Below are 2,439 nucleotides of genomic sequence, written 5' to 3'. Positions count from 1 at the left end.
CGGGAGCAACTGTATTATCGTCAGTGCATCCTCCTAAACAATGGGTAGCCATTATAGCTCCCGCTCCTAAACCTAAACTTTTTAAAAATTCTATTCTGTTCATTGTTGTTATTATTATTATTATTATATATTAAAAAATTATTTGTATTCTTTGGTATATCCACCAGGTGGAAAAAAATAAAGATATTGTTCCGAGTATATTTCTTATATGTTTATAAAAGGAGTACTGAGCAACAATAAACAAGCAAGGGAATGCGAGTATAATAATTATGAATTGCATTATTTCTATACCTATATTAAATCCTAATATACTCGATAAGAGAGATGAAATATTTAATGGTATGTGTGATAGTGTGTAAGAAAAAGCCATTCCGTGTATAGAACCGAAAAAGAATACTATATAATATTCTTTTTCGGGAAAGATGGGCTTTATAGTATGAAAAGCTGATATAAATAGAGTAAAGGCGACTAGAACTTCTATCCAATTACTGGAAAAAGATACTATACCCATACTTCCTAATAGCAGTGTTATGCTATGCCCTATGGTAAAAGAAGTGATGATTTTTAAAATATCAAAAAGTCCTTTTCTCTTACTTTTTCTTTGTTTCCATTGGTTATTTTCTTTTGTGAGAGGAGCAACGATGAGGAGTGTAAGTAAGAAAAAAATATGGTCTGTTCCTTCTTGAATGTGCTTTATGCCTAAAAAAATCATGCTTTTAAAGGACTTCCACGGGCTTCCTTTTTCTAACTGTATGGATATGGGTAAGATGGTGTTAGTAGGAATATCTAAAGCGACTGTACCTAATGAAATGGGTGGGTTTTCTTTAAAAAATCCATTTTCCCAATCTTCACGTAGTATAACTAATGCTTGGTGATTTGCTATTTCATGGAGAATGGCATCGTAAAAAAGGATTATTTCTCTTTTATTTTGAACATATTCGGAGGTATATTCTATTAAAAAATGTATTTCTTCGTATTTTCCTACTATTGGGCTGTTTGTTTCATTGATGTTATAGGATAAAAATGTTATTTTCTCATTATTTTTTGAATTGTTTTGTATGTGTATGTGTTTTGTAAAATAGGTTTGTAAATCTTTATTTATTTGCGCATCGGGGATTTTCGGAATATTTTTTTTATACGCTATAAACATATCTGTGAGGGGAATTTTTATGTCCATACGGATTTTTTGTGGATATATATACATCTCTACTATGGTATTGGGCATAGGGTGAGAAAATCCTTGAAAATAATGGTATAACAAACAAAAACATACTACAAAAATAATTTTCATTTTTTTATTTTGAGTAAAAAATAGTTTTTAGAAATTTGCTCCGTAATCCGTGAGGTGGTCTCTCCATATAGAATGTGGGTGTGGCGTTCCTCTTATTACAATTCCTCCTTGCACGGAATATTCTATCCAAACGCTGGGTCCGTCTATTCTTATATAGTCGTTTTGAATGGTAAGAGATGCATTTCCCGAATAGGCAATAAAGGTTTCATCTAATTCTCTTTCATATTTTGCTAATATTACGGATGCCTGTGTGTCATTTACATCGTAGACGTATGTTTTTATGGCATTGAGGATAGTATTTTTTTGGGTGTTATTGAGAGTGTTTACTTTTAATCCTACTTTTGTTGATGGGAATTGTTTATCTTTTCCGGGGCCTAAAAGTATATCTGTAAAAGTAGAGGATAGTTTAGCGGATGCTAATTCGGATGTGCTGAGGGAGGAAAGTATAGCGGCGAGTGCATCTCTTTCTTGAAGTATGGGAGCATAAGATTTATCGCCAAAAGGAGCAAATGGTTCTACTGCTCTAAATGAGGGGGTTGCTCCTGTTAGTTCTCCGTTTTTATAGGTATTAGCGACAGCAAGGTGGTGTCCTCCTGTTTGGAGTTCCCATATTCCTGTGGTGGAGGGTGTTCCTAAAAATGCTATGAAGAATTGTCCTGCACTGTATGTGCTTCCTCCACCATTTGCTCCTAGGTAGTCATCCGCTGCCCAAAGTTGTTGTATTTCATCAAATCCTTCATTTGTTATGCTACCTGTAACTTCTTTTATGAGAGCTTTAGCGGAGGAGAGTTGTGTAGAATTGAGGTCACCTAATCGTATGCCAAGTCTTCCATTATATAGTCCGTTTGGTAAATTAGACCATTTAGCTGCGTTTGTAGCATTGTATTCTAATTGTACGGTACTTATTTGTGATGCGGAAAGAGTTGATTTAAAGGCATCTGTAAGGCATATTATTTTAGTTATTCCAGTTGCGGTATTACAATCTGTGTTTTCATTTGTATTACCTGTATTTTTAGTAATAGTAGATGTATAAAGAGCGGTTGAGTTATCTTCTGCTGTTACAGTATAGCTTACAGGGTTTGTAAAGTTTTGAGTTGTTTGTGAGGCGGGATTTATAGTTGCTTTATCGGAAATAACTATTACAGGTG

At 34.0% G+C, this 2,439-nt stretch carries 2 protein-coding genes; both read right to left on the bottom strand.

The window, feature by feature from the left end:
* Window positions 1–130: 130 nt before the first annotated feature.
* Window positions 131–1,291, bottom strand: a complete 1,161-nt coding sequence (locus tag QM536_09825; protein MDI9357308.1) for a HupE/UreJ family protein — start codon at window positions 1,289–1,291, stop codon at window positions 131–133.
* A gap of 27 nt (window positions 1,292–1,318) precedes the next feature.
* The coding region (locus tag QM536_09820; GenBank protein ID MDI9357307.1) for a DUF3500 domain-containing protein at window positions 1,319–2,439 on the bottom strand (1,121 nt) is incomplete at its 5' end.

Source organism: Chitinophagaceae bacterium (genome assembly GCA_030053935.1).
Classification (GTDB): domain Bacteria; phylum Bacteroidota; class Bacteroidia; order Cytophagales; family JASGCU01; genus JASGCU01.
Note: the sequence above shows the minus strand (reverse complement) of the source record. Positions and strands in the feature narration are given on the sequence as shown.

Bases quoted from the DNA above. Each gene is read 5' to 3' on its own strand.
- QM536_09825 (MDI9357308.1), bottom strand. From the start codon at position 1,291: ATGAAAATTATTTTTGTAGTATGTTTTTGTTTGTTATACCATTATTTT.